This window comes from Streptomyces sp. NPDC044002 (assembly GCF_056434525.1).
In genome coordinates this window covers 171,646-192,454 of record NZ_JBWKEZ010000004.1, presented here as the reverse complement: position 1 = coordinate 192,454, position 20,809 = coordinate 171,646, and the positions used below count along the sequence as shown (strand labels likewise).

Genomic DNA, 20,809 nt, shown 5'->3' with positions numbered 1-20,809 from the left:
TGCCCCCGGCGGCGGACCGGGCGGGGGTGGCCGTCAGCGTCGCGACTGGCCCACGTACTGCTCGGCGAAGTCGGTCGCCGCGGCAGTGGAGCCGGTCAGGTGGTCGAAGCGCGCCCGGCGCAGGCCTCGGTCGAAGGGGGTGTCGCCGGGGCCGGTGTGCAGCAGGTCGGTCATCCAGCGGGAGAACTCCTGGCCGAGCCAGGCGCGGCGCAGGGCGGTGGCCGAGTACGCGTCGAGGGCGTCGCGGCGGCCGGTGCCGTACCAGACGGCGAGGGCTCCGGCGAGGAGTTCGGCGTCGGCGACGGCCAGGTTGAGTCCCTTGGCGGCGCTGGGCGGGACGATGTGTGCCGCGTCGCCGAGGAGGAAGAGGCGTCCGTGCTGCATGGGTTCGCAGAGGAAGCTGCGCAGGGGGACGAGGGTGCGTTCGAGTACCGGGCCGGTGGGGAGGGCTCCGTTGCCGCCGGCGAGGCGCAGGTCGAGTTCGGCCCAGATCTCCTCGTCGGTGCGGGTGTCGGCGGTTTCGCCGGGCGGGACCTGGAGGTAGAGGCGGCTGACGGTGCTGGAGCGCATGCTCTGGAGGGCGAAGCCGCGCTCGCCGGTGGCGTAGACGAGTTCGGGGGTCATGGGCGGGGCGGCGGCGAGGATGCCCAGCCAGGCGTAGGGGTGGGTGTGGGTGCTGGTGGTGAGGGCGGCGGCGGGGACGGCGGTGCGGCTGACGCCGTGGAAGCCGTCGCAGCCGGCGACGAAGTCGCAGGTGATCTCGGTGGGGCGGCCGTCGAGGGTGCAGGTGACGGTGGCGCCGTCGCCGGCGAGCCGGTCCACGCGGACGTCGTCGGCGTCGAAGTGGAGTGCTCCGCCGCTCGCGGTGCGGGCGGCGATGAGGTCCTTGACGACTTCCTGCTGTCCGTACATCCACACGGACTGGCCGGTGAGCTTGGTGAAGGGCAGGCGGTAGACGTCGCCTTCGAGGCGGAGTTCGAAGCCTTCGTGGACGAGTCCTTCCCGGTCGAGGCGTTCGGCGGCGCCGGCCCGGCGGAGGGCTTCGACGGTGCCCTGTTCCAGGAGGCCGGCGCGGACGCGGCGTTCGACGTGGTCGCGGCTGCGGCGTTCGAGGACGACGCAGTCGATGCCGCTCAGTTCGAGGAGCCGGGCCAGCAGCAGGCCGGCGGGGCCGGCGCCGATGACGCAGACGGGGGTGTGGATCCGCTGGGGGGCCGGGGTCACGGGCTCACCGTTCCGGCCGGGTCGACGTGGACGGTGGCGGTGAGGGGGAGGTCGGCGGAGGAGCGGCCGACGGAGACGGTGCGCGGGCCGGCGGCAACGGTCCAGGTGCCGGTGTCGGTGTTCCAGTACTCGAAGCGGCGGGCGTCGAGGACGATGTCCACGGTGGTGGTCGCGCCGGGCTCCAGGTGGGCGGTGGCGTAGCCGGCGAGGGCCTTGGGGGCCTGGGGGGCGGTGACGTCGGGGCTGCTGCCGAGGTAGACCTGGACGGTTTCGCGGCCGGCCCGGTCGCCGGTGTTGCGCAGGGTGCAGGTGACCTTGAGTTCGCGGCCCTGGGCGGTGAGGCGGAGGTCCTCGTAGCCGAAGGTGGTGTAGCTGAGGCCGTGGCCGAAGGGGAACAGGGGGGCGACGGCGTGCTCGTCGTGCCAGCGGTAGCCGACGAAGATGCCCTCCTGGTATTCGACGCGGCCGTCGACGCCGGGGTAGCGCAGGGGGTCTCCGGCGACGGAGGTGTGGTCGGCGTCCACAGGGAAGCTCTGGGTGAGCTTGCCGCTGGGGTTGGCGTCGCCGAACAGGAGGGCGTCGGTGGCCTCGGCACCCGCCTCGCCGGGGTACCAGACGTCGAGGACGGCGGCGACGTCGTCCAGCCAGGGCATCGTCGGGGAGGAGCCGGTGTTGAGGACGACGACGGTGTTGGGGTTGGCCTTGGCGACGGCGGAGATCAGGGTGTCCTGGAGGCCGGGCAGGGGGAGGGCGGGGCGGTCGATGAGTTCGGCGAGCTCGTCGTAGGCGAAGACGATGGCGGCGCGGGCGCCGCGGGCGGCTTCGGCGGCTTCGTCGATGTCGGCCTGGGCCTGCTGGGGGGTGACCCAGCCGAGGGTGAGGTGGACGGGGTTGCCGGGCATCGGGAGGGCGGAGAGGACGAGCTTGTAGGTGCCGGGGAGGAGGTCGACGGTGAGGCCTGCGGTGTCGCCGAAGGAGCTGCCGGCGAAGACGCGGGGGTGGCCTTCGAGGTCGATGGCCGCGTAGCCGCCGAGTGCGGTGACGGCGATGCGGTAGCGGCCCTCCGTCTCGATGGTCAGTTCGCCCTCGTAGAAGTAGTCGGGCTCGGTGGAGGGGCCGGCGGGGACCTCGCCCTCGCGGAAGGCGGGGACGAGCGCGGATTCCGGGATGGGGCGGCCGGCCGGGTCCTCGCCGATGCGGAACTCGACGGCGTCGTCGCCGAGGCGGGTGCGCAGGACGTCGAGGGGGGTGGCGGCGTGCTCGGGGACGACGAGGGCGCTGCCGACGCCGGCGGTCTTGGGGACGGTGGCGGGGCGGCCGATGACGGCGAGGCCGTGTGCGGCGGGGCCGGGCTCGGTGAGCTTGTCGGCGGACAGCGGCAGGACGCCCCGGGGGTTGTGCAGGAGGACGGAGCCGTTGGTGGCGACTTCGAGGGCGAGGGCCCGGCCGCGCTCGGCGTCGCGGGTGGCGGCGGGGCGGGGGGTGTCGTTGCCGATGAGGCCGAAGCGGGCCATCTGGCCGACGATGCGGGCGACGGCGCGGTCCAGGACGGCTTCGTCGATCCGGCCTTCGGCGATGGCCTCGCGCAGGGGCTCGCCGAGGTGGGCGCCGTCGGGCATCTCCTGGTCGAGGCCGGCTTCGATGGCGGCGGTGTCGTGGACGGCGTCCCAGTCGGACATGACCCAGCCCTCGAAGCCCCACTCGTCGCGCAGGACGGTGGTGAGGAGGGTCTCGTTCTGGCAGCTGGGGTGGCCGTTGACGCCGTTGGTGGCGCCCATGAACGCGCCGGCGCCGGCCCGGACGGCGGCCTCGAAGGCGGGGAACTCGATTTCGCGGAGGGTGCGTTCGTCGACGACGGTGTCGACGGCCATCCGGTTCTCTTCCTGGTTGTTCGCCGCGAAGTGCTTGGGCATGGCGATGACGCCCTGGGACTGGATCCCGTTGACGACGGCGGTGCCGATGGCGGTGACCAGGAGCGGGTCCTCGCCGTACAGCTCGAAGTTGCGGCCGCCGAAGGGCTGGCGCAGCACGTTGAGCATCGGGCCGATGAGGACGTCCTGGCGCTTGGCGCGGGCTTCGTGGCCGAGGTACTCGCCGTAGCGGGCGGCGAGTTCCTCGTCGAAGGTGCAGGACAGTGCGATGGGGGCGGGCAGCGCGGTGGTGGTCTTGCGCTTCATGCGGACGCCGGCGGGGCCGTCGGTCATGCGCAGTTCCGGGATGCCGAGGCGGGGGACGCCGGGGATGTAGCCGGACTGGCCGAGTGCCTCGGGGTCGTCGGAGCCGTGGACGAAGGAGAGCTTCTCGTCGAGGGTCATGGCCTGGACGAGGGCGGTCACGTCGACGGGGGTCTGCGGGGTCATCGCTGGTCACTTCCGGTTCGTTCGGGGGCGGGCTGGGTGGTGTCCGGGCGGGCCGGGAGCAGCGCGCGGGCGGGGGCGTCGGCCTTGAGGAGCATTTCGTCGTACTCGTCGTGGGGGTCGGAGCCGAGCACGACGGCGCCGCCGGCACCGATCCGCCAGTGCCCGTCGGCGAGGACCATGGTCCGGATGACGATGTTGAGGTCGGTGGTCCCGTTGCAGGAGAGGTAGCCGATGGCGCCGGAGTAGATGCCCCGGGCGCGGCCCTCCAGGGACTCGATGATCTCCAGGGTGCGCTGTTTGGGGGCGCCGGTCATGGAGCCGCCGGGGAAGCAGGCGCGGATGCAGTCGATGGCGTCGTTGTCGTCCTTGAGGGTGCCGCGGATGGTGGAGACGAGCTGGTGGACGGTGGTGTAGCTTTCGGCGGCCATCAGGACGGGGACGTGGACGGAGCCGACTTCGCAGACGCGTCCGAGGTCGTTGCGCATCAGGTCGACGATCATCAGGTTCTCGGCGCGGGTCTTGGCGCTGGCGACGAGTTCGCGGCGGGTGCGCTCGTCCTCGGCGGGGGTGGCGCCGCGCGGGGCGGTTCCCTTGATCGGTTTGGCTTCGGCGACCCGGTCGGCGGTGATCTTGAGGAAGCGTTCCGGGGAGGAGCAGGCCACTTCGGTGCCGTCGAGCCGCAGGTAGGCGGCGTACGGTGCGGGGTTGGCGCGGCGCAGCCGGCGGTAGGCGGTGAAGCCGTCGTCGGTGGCGGGGATCTCTGCCACGTTGGTCAGGCAGATCTCGTAGCTCTCGCCGGCGGTCAGGTACTCCTGGCTGCGCAGGACGTCCTGGACGTAGGCGTCGCGGCCGCGGGCGAGCCGGGGTTCCACTGATGTCGCGGGGCCGCCGGCGGGGGCGGGGGCCGGTGCGGGGGCCGGGGCGGGTTCCTGCCGGGTGAGGGCGTCGGCGGTGCCGGCGAGCCAGCGGGCGGCGGCGTCGGCGGTGGCCGGGTCGGTGCTGAGGGCGAGGAGGTAGGTGCGGCCCTCCTGGTGGTCGACGGCGAGGAACCGGTCCGCGAAGATCCAGACGGCGTCCGGGGTCGGGGCGGAGTACCGGTTCGGGGATCCGCAGTCGCCCTTCAGTTCGTAGCCGAAGTAGCCGACGTAGCCTCCGGTGAAGTCGAAGGGCAGCGGCGGGGCGTCGATGACCCGGCGGGCGAGTTCCCGCTGGAGGTAGTCGAAGACGGACTCGCGGTGGCTGCCCGGGGTGGCGGAGCCGACCTCGACGACGCCGTCGTCGACGCGGTAGCGGACGGTTTCGGCGAGCGGGCCGCGGGCGTCGCCGAGGAAGGAGAACCGGGACAGGCCGGCTTCGACGCGGGCGCTGTCGAGCCAGAAGGCGTGCGGGGATCCGGCGAAGAGCGAGGCGAACGCGGTCTCGGTGTCGACCGCGGTGTCGAGTTCGGTGACGTGGAGCGCGTAGTGCGTACGGTCGCCTGCTGCGGCGGCGGGCCGGTCCTGCGGCTCCGGCGCGGCCTGGGCGCGGGCGGCTTCGGCGAGTGCGGTGGGTGCGGTGGCGGCGGGGCGGCCGCCGGTGCGCTCGGCGCGGTCGGCGCGGGTCAGGTCCCGGAAGTTGGCCAGCATCCGGCGGCCGTACTCGGTCTCGATGGACTCCGGGTGGAACTGCACGCCCCAGCGGGGCATCAGCCGGTGGCGCAGCGCCATGACGACGCCGTCCTCGGACCAGGCGGTGGCCTGGAGGTCGGAGGGCAGCGGCTGGGCCACGCACAGGGAGTGGTAGCGGACGGCGCCGAACTCCTCGGGGATGCCCGCGAAGAGCTCGTCCCCGTCGTGCCGGACCCGGGCGACCTCGCCGTGGACGGGTACGGGGGCGGGGACGACCTCGCCGCCCGCCCACACGGCGAGCCCCTGGTGGCCGAGGCAGACGCCGAGGACGGGGACGCTCGCCTTGACGAGGACGTCCCGGGAGACGCCGAAGTCGCGGGAGCGGGCCGGGTGGCCGGGCCCGGGCGAGATGACGATGTTGTCGAAGGCGTCGAGGTCCAGGTCGGCGACGGCGGCCGCGTCGTTGGCGATGACGACGGGTTCCTCGCCGTTCACTTCGGCCAGCAGCTGGAACAGGTTGTAGGTGTAGGAGTCGTGGTTGTCGATGAGGAGGGTCCGCATGGGGCTCACCTGCTTCGCGAGGGGGTCAGCGGCCGGGACACCAGCCGGTCCAGGTGGCCCAGGGACTCGGCCGGCCGGTGTGCGGCGGCGAGGTGGGCCAGGTGGCCGTCGGGCCGGACCAGGGCGATCTGCGGCTGCTTGCCGAACAGCGGGCCGAGGGCGGTGCGTCCGGACGGCGACAGCCGTGCGAGGTCGTGGACGGGGAGGCGGTCCCCGAGGACGCGGCGGGCGCCGTCCGCGACGGTCTGCCAGCCGGGGGCGGGGCGGCGGCCGGGCCAGAGCAGTGCGATGTGGCCGCGCTGGTCGAGGACGGGGGCCCCGGCGTGCTGCCGGGTCCGGTGGAAGAACGGCAGCCGGTCTCCGGGGCGGGCCCTGCGGTGCAGGGCCGAGCGCCACAGCGGTTCGTCGGTGGCGGCGTAGCTGAGGCCGACCTGGCTCATCAGGGGGGCCGCGACGTGCCGCAGGAGGCCGGTGCGGTGGGCCGCGGCCACCTTCAGGTCCCGCAGGCGGCGGTCCCGTGCGGTGGGGGCGCCGGACAGTTCCATCTCGGTGCGGATGACCGTGCGGACCTGCTCGACGGCCTTGCGGCGTTCGGTGTCGTACGTGTCGACGATCCGCTCGTCCCAGAAGCCGTGGACGACGCCGGCGAGCTTCCAGCCGAGGTTGACCGCGTCCTGGAGGCCGAGGTTGAGGCCCTGTCCGCCTAGGGGGACCACCGAGTGGGCGGCGTCGCCGACCAGGACGACCCGGCCTTCGCGGAACCGTTCGGCGACGCCGGGGCGCGGGTGGTAGGTGCGGGTCCACAGCGGTTCGCCGAGCCGGTAGGGGAGGCTGGTGCGCTCGTCGACCATCCGCTGCCAGTCCGGCAGCGGGCGGTCCGACCAGTCGGTCTCTCCCGGGGCCACGATGGTGGCGAGCCGGCAGACGCCGTCGGGCAGGTGGACCAGCGGCAGCAGCCCGCTGTCGGCGTAGTGGTACTCGACGGTGGAGACGCGCGGCCCGGTGACGGGGAAGTCGCCGAGGGCGATGCCGAGCGGGAACGGTACGCCGGGGTAGGGGATGCCGAGGAGGCGGCGGGTGACGCTGCCGGCGCCGTCGGCGCCGATCAGCCAGTCGGCCCCGGCCTGTTCGGTGCGGCCGTCGGCGTGCCGCAGGGTGGCGGTGGGGTGCGGGCCGGAGGTGTCGATCGCGGTGAGTTCGGTCCCGTACTCGATGGTGCCGCCGAGTTCGGCGAGGCGGCGGTGGAGCAGGACTTCCAGTTCGCTCTGGACGATGCCCAGGCCGTAGGGGCGGGCGGCGCCCAGCTTCGTCATCGGTACGGTGCCGAGCCGGCGTCCGCGGGAGAAGAAGCTGACGTCGTCGGCCCGGAACCCGCGGGAGACGAGTTCGTCGGTGATGCCGACCTTCTCCAGGAGTTCCAGGACGCGGGGCCAGATCATGACGGCGCGGGAGTGCGGGTCGTACTCCTCCTGCGGGAGCTTGGCGTCGACGATGCGCACCGGCACGGACTGCTGGAGGAGGTCGCAGGCGAGCAGGGTGCCGACGGCGCCCGCTCCGACGATGAGGACGTTCTGCGCGGTCATATCGCGGCCGCCTTCGTGTGTGCGGCGGTGCCGGTGCCCGCCAGGTGTGCTTCGATCGCCCCGGCCGCGGCGGCGGCGCCGCCCGCGTCGTGGCTCAGCTGCCGGAAGCGGGCCGCCGCGGCGGCGGTGCCGGTGTCGGCGCTGACGGTCTCGACGGCGGCCCGCAGGCGTTCGGCGGTGACGTCGGCCGGGTCGAGGCGCAGGCCCAGGCCCAGTTCGGCGACGCGGTCGGCGATGATCTCCTGTTCGACCATCTGCGGGACGACGACCATCGGCGTGCCGAAGGAGAGGGCTTCCATCGTGCTGCCCATGCCGCCGTGCGTGACGAACGCCGCGGCCTGGCCGAGGACGGACAGCTGGGGGACGCTGCGGTGGACCTCGCAGTGCGGCGGCAGGGTGCCGAGGTCGGCCGGGTCGGCCTGCTGTCCGATGGAGAGCACCAGGTGGTGGCCGCTGTCGGCGAAGGCCTCCACGCAGGTGCGGTAGAAGGACGTGGCCCGGTTGAAGACCGTGCCGAGCGATGCGAACACCGTCGGGCGGTCCGGGTCCTGGGGGCGCCAGGTGCCTTCGGCCTCGCGGCCGCCCAGGCTGGGTCCGACGAAGCGGTAGTGCTCGCCGAAGGTGTGCGCCCCGGGCTGGAACTCCCTGGGCAGGAAGGCCAGGTTGAGTTCCTCCTCGAAGTCCATGAACTCCTCGGCGCGGACCCCGTCCAGGCCTGCCGCGTGCAGGAACTCGGCGAGGCGTGCGTCGAACTCCGCGCCGTTGGCCTCGTGGGAGGCGGAGCGGCCGGTGCGGGCCAGCATGGCGTCCATCAGCGCCCAGGAGCGGCTGGAGGCGAGGGAGGGGAAGAACTGCACGGCGCGCGCCCCCCACCTGCGGGCGAGGGCGCGCCCGGCGAACGGCACCGTGTTGTCGTACACGACGAGGTCGGGGCGGTCGGCGGCGACGAAGGACTCCGCGAGGGCGATCCGGTCGGCGCTGCCGTGCAGGAAGAACAGGGGCAGGGCGCTCAGGTCGTTCTCGGCGAACGCGCGCGGGGACTGTCCGGGCGAGGTGGCGACGTCGTAGCGGCACACCTGCGCGCCGAGCCGGGTGAGCTGCTCCTCGAAGGCCCCGGTGGTGAAGTAGGTGACCCGGTGACCGCGCGAGACCAGCTCGGCGACGATGCCCAGGGTGGGCGACACGTGCCCGTGGGCGGCCACGCTGAAGAATGCGATGTGAGCCATCAGATGCCGATCTCTCCGTTCAGGATGTCGAACAGTTCCTCGTCGGTGACGTCGTCCACGTCGGTCGCGGCCGGCGGCCGCGCCGGCCCCGTGACCTCGGCGAGCAGGGCGCGCAGCCGGTCCTCCAGGTAGCGGGTGGTGGCCGGGTCGGGTGCGGTGGTGCGCAGGCCGGCCGTGAGGTCGTCGAGCCGGCGGACCACGGCCGGGTCGGGCTGGTCCGGGGCGGGGGCGGGGGCCAGTTCCCGGTCCAGGAACTCGGCCAGTGCCAGCGGGCTGGGGTGGTCGAAGACGAGCGTCGGGGAGAGCCGCAGTCCGGTCTCCGCGCCGAGCCGGTTGCGCAGTTCGATGGCGGCCAGGGAATCCAGTCCCAGTTCCCGGAAGGAGCGTTCCGCCGGTACGTGGGCGGCGGTGCCGTGGCCGAGGACCGAACCGGTCTGTGTGCGCACCAGGTCGGTGAGGAGCCTGCGGCGGGTGTCCGCGTCGGCTCCGGCGAGCCTGCGGGTGAACGCGCCGCGCTCGGGGGCGGCCGGCCTGACCGCCGTCCTGGCCGGCCCGGGCCGGGCCGGGGCGGCTGCCGGGCGGGCGGCGACCAGGTTGGGTACGCCGGGCAGGGCCAGCGCCGCGTCGAGCAGGGCCAGCGCCTCCTCGTTGGCCAGGGGTACGGTGCCGTTGCGTGCCATCCGGGCGACGGCCTCGGGGCCGAGCCGGCCGGCCATGCCGCGTTCCTCGGCCCAGGGGCCCCACTGGAGGGACTGGGCGGGCAGGCCGAGGGAGCGGCGGTGGTGGGCGAAGGCGTCCAGGAAGCCGTTGGCGGCGGCGTAGTTGGCCTGGCCGGGGCTGCCCATGACGGAGGCCGCGGACGAGAACAGGACGAACGCGTCGAGGCCGGAGTCCTTGGTCAGTTCGTGCAGCGCGACGGCACCGGCCGCCTTGACCCGGATGACCCGTTCGAACTGGTCCTCCGTCAGGGTGGCGAGCAGCCCGTCGTCGACGACGCCCGCCGCGTGGACGACCGCCTTCAGCGGGCGGTCGGGGGAGATGCCGGACAGGACGGCCGCCAGGGCCTCCCGGTCGGCCACGTCGCACCCGGCGAGGGTCACGCGGGCCCCGAGGCCGCGCAGGGCGGAGGCGAGTTCCCCGCCCCGCGGGTCTGCGGCGCCGCCGCGGCTGAGCAGCAGCAGGTCGGTGGTGCCGTGGTGGCGTACGAGGTGCTCGGCGACGACCGCGCCGAGGCCGCCGGTGCCGCCGGTGATCAGGACGGTCCCGGCGAACCCGGGCGCCGGCCGGGCGGGTGCCGGTGCGCCGGGCGCGGTCTCGGGCCGGCGGACCTGGCGGGGGGCGAGCAGGTGCCCGTCACGGACGGCGGCCTCCCGCTCGTCGGCGCCGAGGACGCCCGGCAGCGCGTCCCAGGACTGCGGCTGCCCGTCGACCTCGACGACCAGGAACTTCCCGAGGTGTTCGGCCTGCGCGGTGCGCAGCAGCGCACGGACCGCTCCCCGCGTGGTGCCGGCCGGGTCGCCCGCAGGGGCCAGCAGGACGAGCCGGGCCGTCTCCGCGAGCGGGGAGGCGGTCCACCGCCGCAGCAGGCCGGCGGTCCGCCAGGACGCCTCGCGGGCGTGGCGGGCCGGGTCGTCCGGGTCGGCCGGCTCGGACGGCTCCAGCAGGTGCAGGACCGTCGCGGGGGCTTCGGCCGCCCGCTCCAGTGCCTCCAGGTCCGGGTAGGCGGTGACGGGTACGCCGCCCAGGGCGGCCGGCACGGCGAGGCCGGCGGCCCGGCCGTCCCCGAGGAGCGCGCAGGGGCCGGTGGGGGCCGGGCCGGCGTCCAGCGGCTGCCAGTGGGTCTCCAGCAGGGCGGCGGTGTCGCCCGCGAGGTCCTCGGGGCGCATCCGGCGCAGGGTCAGCGAGGCGACGGAGGCGACCGGTTCGCCGAGCCCGTCGGTGATCTCCAGCGACAGGGTGTCGGCGTCGGTCCGGGTCAGGTGCACCCGTACGGTGGCGGCGCCGGCCCGGTGGAGGGTCAGCCCCTGCCAGGTGAACGGCAGCCGTCCGGCGTCGTCGGACCCGCCGGGCGACTCGATGAAGCCGGTGTGCAGGGCGGCGTCGAAGAGCGCGGGGTGGAAGGCGAACCGTGCGGCGTCGTCGGCGTCCACCGGGGGCAGGGCGACCTCGGCGAAGACCTCGTCGCCCCGGCGCCAGGCGGCCTTCAGGCCCTGGAACGCCGGCCCGTAGTCGAAGCCCATGGCGGCGGCGCGGACGTACGTGTCGCCCGCCTCGACCGGTTCGGCGTGGGCCGGAGGCCACACGAGGGGCCCGGCGGACGGGCCGGAGGACGGCGTGGTGGTGCTGAGGAGCCCGCTCGCGTGCCGGGTCCAGCCCGTGTCGGGGGCGTCGGCCGGCCGTGCGTGGACGGTCACGGTCCAGGAACCGGGCTCCCCGTCGGGACCGGCGGGGGCCAGGAGCGTCTGGACCTCGACGACGGAGGTGTCGGGCAGGCGCAGCGGGGCGAGGACGGTGAGTTCGTCGAGGGTGTCGCAGCCGGCTTCCCGGCCGGCGCGCAGGGCCATCTCCACGAAGGCGGTCCCGGGCACGATGACCGTGCCGTTGACGACGTGGTCGGCCAGCCAGGGGTGCGTGCGGGCCGACAGGCGGCCGGAGAGGACCACCTCGTCGGATTCGGCGCGGGCGAGGACGCTCGTGAGGAGCGGGTGCGCGTCGGCGCCGTGCGCCCCGGCGGGGCGCGGGCGCGGCCAGTGGCGGGTCCGCCGGAAGGGGTGGCCGGGTACGCCGGGCGCCCGCGTGCCGGGGCCGAAGTACGCCGGCCAGTCCGGGTCGGTGCCCCGGGCGAACAGGGCGCCGAGGGCTGCGGCGAGGGTGTGCCGGGCGTCCTTGCCGCGCCGCATCAGGGAGACGAAGCCGGACGCGTCGGCGGCGGCCTCGGTGACGCACTGCTGGGCCATGGCGGTCAGGACGGCGTCGGGGCCGAGTTCGAGGTACGTGCGCACCCCGGCGGCTTCCAGGTGGCGGACGGCGTCGTGGAAGCGGACGGCCTCGCGGACGTGGCGCACCCAGTAGGCGGGTGAGGTCAGTTCGCCGGCGGTGGCGAGGGTGCCGGTGAGGGTGGAGACCACCGGGATCGCGGGCTCGGCGTAGGCCAGGGACTCGGCGACCTCGCGGAACGCCTCCAGCATCGGTTCCATGAGGGGCGAGTGGAAGGCGTGCGAGACCGTCAGGCGCTTCGTCTTGCGACCCTGCTCCGCCAGCTGCGCGGCCACCGCGAGGACGGCGTCCTCCGCGCCCGAAATCACCACGGACTGCGGGCCGTTGACCGCCGCGATGTCGACATCGGCCGTCAGCAGCGGGCGGACCTCGTCCTCGGCGGCCTGGACGGAGACCATCGCCCCGCCCTCCGGCAGGGCGCCCATCAGCGCACCACGGGCCCGGACCAGGGCCGAAGCGTCGGCCAGGGAGAGGACCCCGGCCACGTGCGCGGCGGCGATCTCGCCGATGGAGTGGCCCGCGACGAAGTCCGGACGGATGCCGTAGGACTCCATCAGCCGGTACAGGGCCACCTCGACGGCGAACAGCGCCGGCTGGGTGAACTCGGTGCGGTGCACCTCCTCCCCCGCCCCGAAGACGATCTCCTTCAGCGGGAAGTCGAAGTGCCCGCACACCTCGTCGAACGCGGCCGCGAACACCGGCTGGGCGTCGTACAGCTCACGGCCCATCCCCGGACGCTGCGCGCCCTGACCGGTGAAGAGGAACGCGGACCGGCCCGGGGTGGCCGCGTCCGTGACCGCGTCGGTCAGGGCGGCCAGGGCGGCCAGGGCCTCGTCCCGGTCCTGCGCGACCACGGCGGCACGGTGTTCGAAGGCCTTCCGGCTCACCGCCAGCGACCGGCCCACGGCGGCGAGGTCCGCCTCGGCGTCGGCCGACACCCGCTCCAGCAGCTGCCGGGCCTGGGCGCGGACGGCGTCCGCGTCGCGGCCGGACAGCACCCACACCGGCGTGGGGGCGGGGGCCGTGCGCGCCGGTTCCGCCGCGGTGACGGGCGGGGCCTCCTCCAGGATGACGTGGGCGTTGGTGCCGCTGATGCCGAACGAGGACACGGCGGCGCGGCGCGGTTCCTCCGCCGGGGTCCAGGCCAGCGGTTCGGTCAGCAGCCGGACCTCGCCCGCCGTCCAGTCGACGTGCGGGGTCGGGGCGTCCACGTGCAGCGTCTTCGGTACGACGCCGTGCCGCATCGCGAGCACCATCTTGATCACGCCGGCCACGCCGGCCGCGGCCTGGGTGTGGCCCAGGTTGGACTTCAGGGAGCCCAGCCACAGCGGGCGGTCCGCCGGGCGGTCCTGCCCGTAGGTGGCGAGCAGCGCCTGCGCCTCGATCGGGTCCCCGAGCGGGGTGCCCGTGCCGTGCGCCTCCACCACGTCGACCTGGCCGGCCGTCAGACCGGCGTTGGCGAGGGCCTGGCGGATGACGCGCTGCTGGGACGGGCCGTTGGGCGCGGACAGGCCGTTGGAGGCGCCGTCCTGGTTGACGGCGGAGCCCTTGAGGACGGCGAGGACCTCGTGGCCGTTGCGGCGGGCGTCGGACAGCCGCTCCACGAGGAGCATGCCGACGCCCTCGGACCAGCCGGTGCCGTCGGCGGCCGCCGCGAAGGCCCGGCAGCGGCCGTCGGGCGACAGGCCGCGCTGGCGGCTGAAGTCGACGAACGCGTCGGGGGTCGACATGACGGTCACACCGCCGACCAGCGCCAGCTCGCACTCCCCGCGCCGCAGCGCCTCCGCCGCGAGGTGCAGGGCGACGAGGGAGGACGAGCACGCCGTGTCCACCGTCAGCGCGGGCCCCTCGAAGCCGAAGCTGTACGCGATCCGGCCCGAGACGACGCTGGAGGCGGCACCCGTGCCGAGGTAGCCCTCCAGGTCCTCGGCGGACCGCGCCACGAGGGCGGTGTAGTCCTGGCCGTTGGAGCCGATGTAGACGCCGGTGCGGCTGCCGCGCAGCGAGTCCGGGTCGACGCCCGCCTGTTCGAACAGCTCCCAGGAGGTCTCCAGCAGCAGCCGCTGCTGGGGGTCCATGGCGAGGGCCTCGCGCGGGGAGATCCCGAAGAAGCCGGCGTCGAAGTCGCCCACGCCCTCCAGGAAGCCGCCGGCCGTCGCGTACGTGGTCCCGGGCGCGTCGGGGTCGGCGTCGAACAGGTTCGCCAGGTCCCAGCCGCGGTCCTGCGGGAACGGGCCCACCGCGTCGACACCGTCCGCGAGGAGGGCCCACAGCTCGTCGGCCGAGGACACCCCGCCGGGGAAGCGGCAGGCCGCCCCGACGACCACCACGGGGTCGGCGGCGTCCGCCACCGGGCCCGCCACGACGGCCTGCGGCACCGTGCCGGCCAGCTCGCCGCGCAGGAACTCCGCCAGCGCCACCGGGCTGGGGTAGTCGAACGCGAGGGAGGCGGGCAGGCGCAGTCCGGTGACCGCGCCGAGCCGGCCGGCCAGCTCCACCGAGGCCAGCGAGTCGAAGCCCAGCTGCCGGAAGGACCGCTCGGGGGCGATGGCGTCCGGCGTCGGGTGCATCAGCAGTTCGGCGGCGTGTCCGCGGATCAGCCCGACGAGGGCGGCGCGCTGCTCGTCCGGGCCGCGGCCGGCCAGCGTGGCGGCGAACCCGGTCACGGGCGCGGGCGCCGCCGCTCCGGTGACCGCCCGCAGTACGGGGCGCCGGGCAGCCGGGCCGTGGGCCTGCGCGTAGCGGTCCCAGTCGATGTCGGCGGCCAGGACCGCCGTCTCGCCGTGGCGGATCGCGCCGTCCAGCAGGCGCAGGGCCCGCCGCGGGCTCATCGGGCGGAAGCCGGTGCGGCGCATGCGCTCGCGGACGACGGCGTCGGCCGCCGCCATGCCGTCGCCCTCCCAGGCTCCCCACGCGACGGCGGTGGCCGGCAGGCCTTCGCGGCGGCGCTGCTGGGCGAGGGCGTCCAGGGCGGCGTTCGCCGCGGCGTAGTTCGCCTGTCCGGCCGCTCCGATGACGCCGGCGAGCGAGGAGAAGAGAACGAACGCGTCGAGGCCGAGGCCGCGCGTCAGCCGGTCCAGGGTGAGGGCGGCGTCCGTCTTGCCCGCCAGTACGCCGGTGAGCTGCGCGGGGGTGAGGGCGCTGAGCACGCCGTCGTCGAGGATTCCGGCGGTGTGCACGACGGCCGTCAGCGGGTGTTCGGCCGGAACGGCCGCGAGCAGCGCGGCGAGGGCGTCCTCGTCGGAGACGTCGCAGGCCGCGAGGGTGACCTCGGCGCCCAGGGCGGACAGGCCGTCGACGAGTTCCGCGGCCCCCGGGGCGTCCGCGCCGCGCCGGCTGACCAGCAGCAGGTGGTCGGCTCCGGCCTCGGCGAGCCAGCGGGCGACGTGGCCGCCGAGGGCTCCGGTGCCGCCGGTGACCAGGACGGTGCCGCGCGGGGACCAGTCGCGGGCGGGCGCCGACCAGCCGGTCCGCACCAGCCGGCGGGCGTGGGCGCCGGAGGGGCGCAGGGCGGTCTCGTCCTCGTCGGCGGCTCCGGAGAGGAGGGTGCAGAGCCGTCGCAGGGCGTCGGCGTCGAGCTGTTCGGGCAGGTCGACCAGGCCGCCCCAGCCGGCGGGGGCCTCCAGTGCGGCCACCCGGCCCAGGCCCCAGAGCTGGGCCTGGCGGGGCCGTACGGGGCCGTCCTCCCGCTCGTCCACGCAGACCGCGCCGCGCGTGACGACCCACAGGGGGGCCGGCTGGCCGGTGTCGCCGAGGGCCTGGAGCAGGGCGAGGGTGGCGGCCGTGGCGTCGGCGCCGTCGGGGTCGAGCAGGGACAGTACGCCGGAGAGGCCGTCCGCCGGGATCTCCGCGGCCAGCCGCCGGGCGAGTGCGGTCCGGTCGTGCTCGGCGGCGGTGAGGGGCAGCGGCACGACGTCGGCGCCCCGGTCGGCCAGTGCGGCGATGACGGCGTCGGCGTACGCGGCCGGGTGGCCGGCGTCGGTGACGACCAGCCAGGAGCCGAGGGGGGCGGCGGCCGCGGAGGGGCCGGAGGGGTCTTCGAGCCGCTCCCACACCACCCGGTAGAGGAGGTCGTCCGCGTCGGCCCCGTGACCGGCCGCGGCCGCCATGGGTGCGGCGGGCCAGTAGCGCTGCCGCTGGAAGGCGTACGTGGGCAGGTCGACGCGGCGGCCGGACAGGACGCGCGTCCACTCGGGCTCGACGCCCCGGACGAACGCTCCGGCGAGGGCGGACGTCAGCGTCAACGTCTCGGGGCGGTCGCGGCGCATGAGGGGCAGGAGGGCGGCGGGCTCGTCGAGGCAGGCCTGGCCCATGGCGGCCAGGACGGCGTCCGGGCCGAGTTCGAGGTAGGTGTCGACCCCGGCGGCTTCCAGCTGCCGCATGGCGTCGTGGAAACGGACCGCCTCGCGGACGTGACGCACCCAGTAGTCCGGAGAGGTCATGTCACCGGTCGTCAGGGCGGAGACCACCGGGATCACGGGCTCGGAATAGGCCAGGGACTCGGCGACCTCGCGGAACGCCTCCAGCATCGGCTCCATCAGCGGCGAGTGGAAGGCGTGCGAGACCGTCAGCCGCTTGGTCTTGCGGCCCAGGTCGGCCAGCTGCGCGGCCACCGCCAGAACGGCGTCCTCCGCACCCGAAATCACCACGGACTGCGGGCCGTTGACCGCGGCAATGTCGACATCGGCCGACAGCAGCGGACGGACCTCTTCCTCGCCGGCCTGGACGGACACCATCGCCCCGCCCTCCGGCAGGGCGCCCATCAGAGCGCCACGGGCCCGGACCAGGGCCGAAGCGTCGGCCAGGGAAAGCACCCCTGCCACGTGCGCGGCGGCGATCTCACCGATGGAGTGGCCCGCGACGAAGTCCGGGCGGACGCCGTAGGACTCCAGCAGCCGGTACAGGGCCACCTCGATGGCGAACAGCGCCGGCTGGGTGAACTCCGTACGGTGGACCTCCTCCCCGCCCCCGAAGACGATCTCCTTCAGCGGCAGGTCGAAGTGACCGCACACCTCGTCGAAGGCGGCGGCGAACACCGGCTGGGCGTCGTACAGCCCACGGCCCATCCCCGGACGCTGCGCACCCTGACCGGAGAACAGGAACGCGGACTTCCCACCGGACACCGCGCCCTCGGCCACGCCCGAGACCGACCGGCCCTCGGCCAGGGCCTCCAGCCCGGCCAGCAGACCATCACGGTCGCCGGCCACCACGGCCGCCCGACTGCCCAGCACGGCCCGCGAAGCCACCAGCGAGAAGGCCACGTCGGCCGGGTCCAGCTCCGCATCGCCCGACACCCGCTCCAGCAGCCGGCCCGCCTGGGCCCGAACCGCCTCCGCGTCACGGCCCGACAGCAGCCACACGGGCAGGGGGCCGGTGGGCGCCGGTGCCGGTTCCTCGGCGGTGGCGGGCTGGGGTGCTTCCTCCAGGATGACGTGGGCGTTGGTGCCGCTGATGCCGAAGGAGGACACGGCCGCGCGGCGCGGGCGGCCGGTCTCCGGCCAGGTGACGTCCTCGGCGAGCAGCTCGACGCGGCCCGCCGTCCAGTCCACGTGCGGGGTGGGGGCGTCGACGTGCAGGGTGCGGGGCAGGAGGCCGTGGCGCATCGCCATGACCATCTTGATGACGCCGGCCATGCCGGCCGCGGCCTGGGTGTGGCCCAGGTTCGACTTGACCGAGCCGAGCCACAGCGGCCGGTCCTCCGCCCGGTCCTGGCCGTAGGTGGCGAGGAGGGCCTGGGCCTCGATGGGGTCGCCGAGGGTGGTGCCGGTGCCGTGCGCCTCGACGGCGTCGACCTGGTCGGCCGTGAGGCCGGCGTTGGCGAGGGCCTGGCGGATGACGCGCTGCTGGGACGGGCCGTTGGGCGCGGACAGGCCGTTGGAGGCGCCGTCCTGGTTGACGGCGGAGCCCTTGAGGACGGCGAGGACCCGGTGGCCGTTGCGGCGGGCGTCCGACAGCCGCTCCACGAGCAGCATGCCGACGCCCTCGGACCAGGCCGTGCCGTCGGCGGCGGCCGCGAAGGGCTTGCAGCGGCCGTCGGCGGCCAGGCCGCGCTGGCGGCTGAAGTCGACGAAGGAGGCCGGGGTGGACATCAGGGCGACGCCGCCGGCCAGGGCCAGGGTGCATTCGCCGCGGCGCAGGGACTCCGCCGCGAGGTGCAGGGCGACGAGGGAGGACGAGCACGCCGTGTCCACGGTGAGGGCGGGGCCCTGGAAGCCGTAGAAGTAGGACAGCCGGCCGGACAGGACGCTGCCCGCGCCGCCGGTGCTCAGGTAGCCCTCCAGGCCGGTCTCCCCGGCGAGCCGCGGTGCGTAGTCGTGGTACATCTGGCCGGCGAAGACGCCGGTGCGGGTGCCGCGCAGGGAGTCCGGGTCGATGCCGGCCTGTTCGAACAGTTCCCAGGAGGTCTCCAGCAGCAGCCGCTGCTGGGGGTCCATGGCGAGGGCCTCGCGCGGAGAGATCCCGAAGAAGCCGGCGTCGAAGTCGGCCGCCCCGTCGAGGAAGCCGCCTTCGCGGGTGTACGTGGTGCCGGGTGCGTCGGGGTCGGCGTCGAAGAGGCCGTCCAGGTCCCAGCCGCGGTCCTGCGGGAAGGGGCCCACCGCGTCGGTGCCCGAGGCGACCAGGCGCCAGAGTTCCTCGGGCGAGCCCACGCCGCCGGGGAAGCGGCAGGCCGCGCCGACGACGACCACCGGATCGGCGGCGTCCGCCACCGGGTCCGGTGCGGCGGTCGTGGGCGCCGGGGCGAGCAGCTCGCCGTGCAGGAACCGGGCGAGCAGGACGGGGCTCGGGTGGTCGAAGGCCAGGGAGGCGGGCAGCCGCATTCCGGTGGCCGCGCCCAGCCGGGCCGACAGGCGTACCGAGGCCATGGAGTCGAAGCCGAGCGGCCGGGACTGCTCGCGGGGGTCCGAGGCGGTGTCGGTGTCGCCGCGGACTTCGGCGATCGCGGCGGTGACGAGGCGCAGCAGGCGCCGTTCGCGGCCCGCCTCGTCCAGCGTCAGGAGTTCCCCGGTCAGGCGCCGGGTCAGCTCGGGGTCCTCGGCGGTGGTGGCGGCGGGGCGGGGCGCGGCCGGTTCCCGGCCGAAGGGGTGGACGCGTACGGCCGGTTCGCCCTCGATCAGTGCGGCGTCGAGGCCTTCGCGGAGTTCGTGCCCGGTGACCTCGGGTGCGGCGGTGAGGGAGAGGGCGGTGCGGCCCTGGGCGCGCAGGCGCTGTGCGGCGGCGTCGAAGACCGCGCCGGGGGTGTCGGCGGCGAGCAGGACCACGGCGTGGGCGCCGGAGCCGGCGAGGGCCCGGTCGACGGCTTCGGCGTCGGCCGGGTCGCAGGTCGCGCGGGTGACGTGGGTGCAGTGGTGGGCGCCGGTCAGGTGCCGGGCCAGGGTGTCGGCGCGGTCTCCTTCGCCGGGTGCGGTGAGCAGCAGGACGGTGGCGGCGGCCAGGGTGCTGGTGTCGTCGGCGGGCAGCGAGGCGGGTACGGGCGCGGGTCCGGGCAGGGTGCGGCTGATCCGGTCGTGGTGGGTGGTGCCGGCGGCGAGGAGCCTGGTGGGTTCGGGGCCGGTGCCGACGAGCCGGCGGACGATCTTGCCGGAGGTGGTCCGGGGGATGTGTGCGGTGCGGTGGAGCGCGACGGGCACCTTGTAGTAGGCGAGCCGTTCCCGGCAGCGCGTCAGGATGTCCTCGGGCGACAGGGGCCGGTCTTCCGCGGGCACCACGTAGGCGACCGGGACCTCGCCGAGGCCGCTGTGCGGGCGGGCGACCACGGCGGCGTCGGCGATGCCTTCGCCGGCGCGGATCACGTCCTCGATCTCGGCGGGGTGGATGTTCTCGCCGCCCCGGATGATCAGTTCCTTCAGTCGTCCGGTGATGGTCAGGAAGCCGTCGGCGTCGAGGCGTCCGAGGTCTCCGGTGCGGTACCAGCCTTCGTGGAAGGCCGCTTCGGTCGCCTCGGGCGCGCGGTGGTAGCCGAGCATCAGGCTCGGGCTGTCGACGCGGATCTCCCCCTCGTCGCCGCGGGGGACGTCGAGTCCGGTGGCCGGGTCGACGACGCGCAGGCCGAGGCCCGGGACGGGGCGGCCGCAGGAGCCGGGGACGCGCGGTCCGGTGAGCGGGTTGCAGGTGATGACGCCGGTGGTCTCGGTGCTGCCGTAGCTGTCGATCAGGGGGACCCCGAAGGCGTCGGCGAAGCGTGCGCCGAGTTCCGGGCCGGTGACGGCGCCGGCCACCAGGAACGCCCGGAGTCCGGTCAGGGCCGGTTCGGCCTCGCCGGCGGTGTCCAGGAGGTGGTGGCAGAGGGTGGGGACGGCGGCCATCAGGGTGTAGGGGGCGGCGCGCAGTTCGGCGAGCACCTCGCCCGGCGTGGCGTCGGCCATGATCCGTGCCGAGGCTCCGGTGGCGGTGACGCCGAGGACGCACAGGTTGAACGCGAAGCTGTGGTGCAGCGGCAGCGGCCACAGCAGCCGGTCGTCCTCGGTCATGCCGAGGACGGAGGGGTATCCGGCGGCGACGGACCAGAGGCCGGCGCGCTGGGTGGACAGGACGCCCTTGGGGGTGCCGGTGGTGCCGGAGGTGTAGAGCATCCAGGCGACTTCGTCGAGGGCGAGGTCGTCGGGGGCGGGCGCGGGCGGTTCGGTGGCGGCCAGCCGCGCGTAGTCGTGGACGCCGGTGCCGGCGGTGCCGTCGGTGCCGGCGGTGTCGGCGTCGGGGGTCCCGCCCGGTGCGGTGACGACGAAGTGGACGCCGTGTCCCACCGCGTCGAGGCGGCGGTACTGGGCGAGGCGTTGCGCGTCGGTGATGACGAGGGCGGCCTGCGAGTCGTCGAGGACGTGCTTCAGTTCGGCGTCGCCCGCGTGGGGGCTGACCGGTACGGCGACGAGGGCGGCGCGGGTGGCGGCGAGGCAGCTCTCGACCGTCTCGACCCGGTTCCCCAGGTGGACGAGGACGCGCCGGCCGCGGCCGGCGGCGAGGGCGGCGAGGTGGCCGGCGAGCCTGCCGGTCGTGGTCTCCAGTTCGCCGTAGGTGACGCTGCGCGTCCCGTCGGAATGGGCGACCCGGTCGGCGCGGTCGCGTGCGTGCTCCCGGAGGAGTTCCGAGAGGGGCCTGAGAAGGCCGTCCCGCACAGCGTGCTCCCCCATTGCATGTCCCCCGCATCCGATCGCCCGCATTGATCCAGACCAATGCTCTTACCGTGCGGGAGAAAGGTTTATGAATTTCTTTGTATCCCCCGCTCGGCGGCCGATACTATGCGAGCCGACAAGTGA

At 75.0% G+C, this 20,809-nt stretch carries 6 protein-coding genes; all 6 read right to left on the bottom strand.

The annotated features are described in order from the left end of the window. Positions 1-33 precede the first annotated feature (33 nt). From AC07A6_RS04765 to AC07A6_RS04740, 6 genes are read right to left on the bottom strand one after another with little or no spacing between them, the layout of a single operon-like run. Positions 34-1,224: a 4-hydroxybenzoate 3-monooxygenase gene (locus AC07A6_RS04765; RefSeq protein ID WP_478776074.1), complete on the bottom strand. Its 1,191-nt coding sequence runs from the start codon at positions 1,222-1,224 to the stop codon at positions 34-36. Beyond that, positions 1,221-3,584: a glycoside hydrolase family 3 protein gene (locus AC07A6_RS04760; RefSeq protein ID WP_478776073.1), complete on the bottom strand. Its 2,364-nt coding sequence runs from the start codon at positions 3,582-3,584 to the stop codon at positions 1,221-1,223. Before AC07A6_RS04760 ends, AC07A6_RS04765 begins: the two co-directional genes overlap by 4 nt. Next, positions 3,581-5,752 carry an aminodeoxychorismate synthase component I gene (gene pabB / locus AC07A6_RS04755; RefSeq protein ID WP_478776072.1) on the bottom strand — a complete coding sequence of 724 codons (2,172 nt, stop codon included), beginning with the start codon at positions 5,750-5,752 and terminating at the stop codon, positions 3,581-3,583. The genes AC07A6_RS04760 and pabB overlap by 4 nt, the downstream gene beginning before the upstream one ends. Before the next feature lie 5 nt (positions 5,753-5,757). After that, positions 5,758-7,335: an FAD-dependent monooxygenase gene (locus AC07A6_RS04750; RefSeq protein ID WP_478776071.1), complete on the bottom strand. Its 1,578-nt coding sequence runs from the start codon at positions 7,333-7,335 to the stop codon at positions 5,758-5,760. Next, positions 7,332-8,561 (bottom strand): macrolide family glycosyltransferase, encoded by a 1,230-nt coding sequence (locus tag AC07A6_RS04745; RefSeq protein WP_478776070.1) that lies wholly within the window; start codon positions 8,559-8,561, stop codon positions 7,332-7,334. The genes AC07A6_RS04750 and AC07A6_RS04745 overlap by 4 nt, the downstream gene beginning before the upstream one ends. After that, on the bottom strand, positions 8,561-20,668 hold the full coding sequence (locus tag AC07A6_RS04740) for an SDR family NAD(P)-dependent oxidoreductase (protein WP_478776069.1): 12,108 nt from the start codon (positions 20,666-20,668) through the stop codon (positions 8,561-8,563). Before AC07A6_RS04740 ends, AC07A6_RS04745 begins: the two co-directional genes overlap by 1 nt. Positions 20,669-20,809: the final 141 nt, after the last annotated feature.

Bases quoted from the DNA above. Each gene is read 5' to 3' on its own strand.
- AC07A6_RS04760 (WP_478776073.1), bottom strand. From the start codon at position 3,584: ATGACCCCGCAGACCCCCGTCGACGTGACCGCCCTCGTCCAGGCCATG.
- pabB (WP_478776072.1), bottom strand. From the start codon at position 5,752: ATGCGGACCCTCCTCATCGACAACCACGACTCCTACACCTACAACCTG.
- AC07A6_RS04750 (WP_478776071.1), bottom strand. From the start codon at position 7,335: ATGACCGCGCAGAACGTCCTCATCGTCGGAGCGGGCGCCGTCGGCACC.
- AC07A6_RS04745 (WP_478776070.1), bottom strand. From the start codon at position 8,561: ATGGCTCACATCGCATTCTTCAGCGTGGCCGCCCACGGGCACGTGTCG.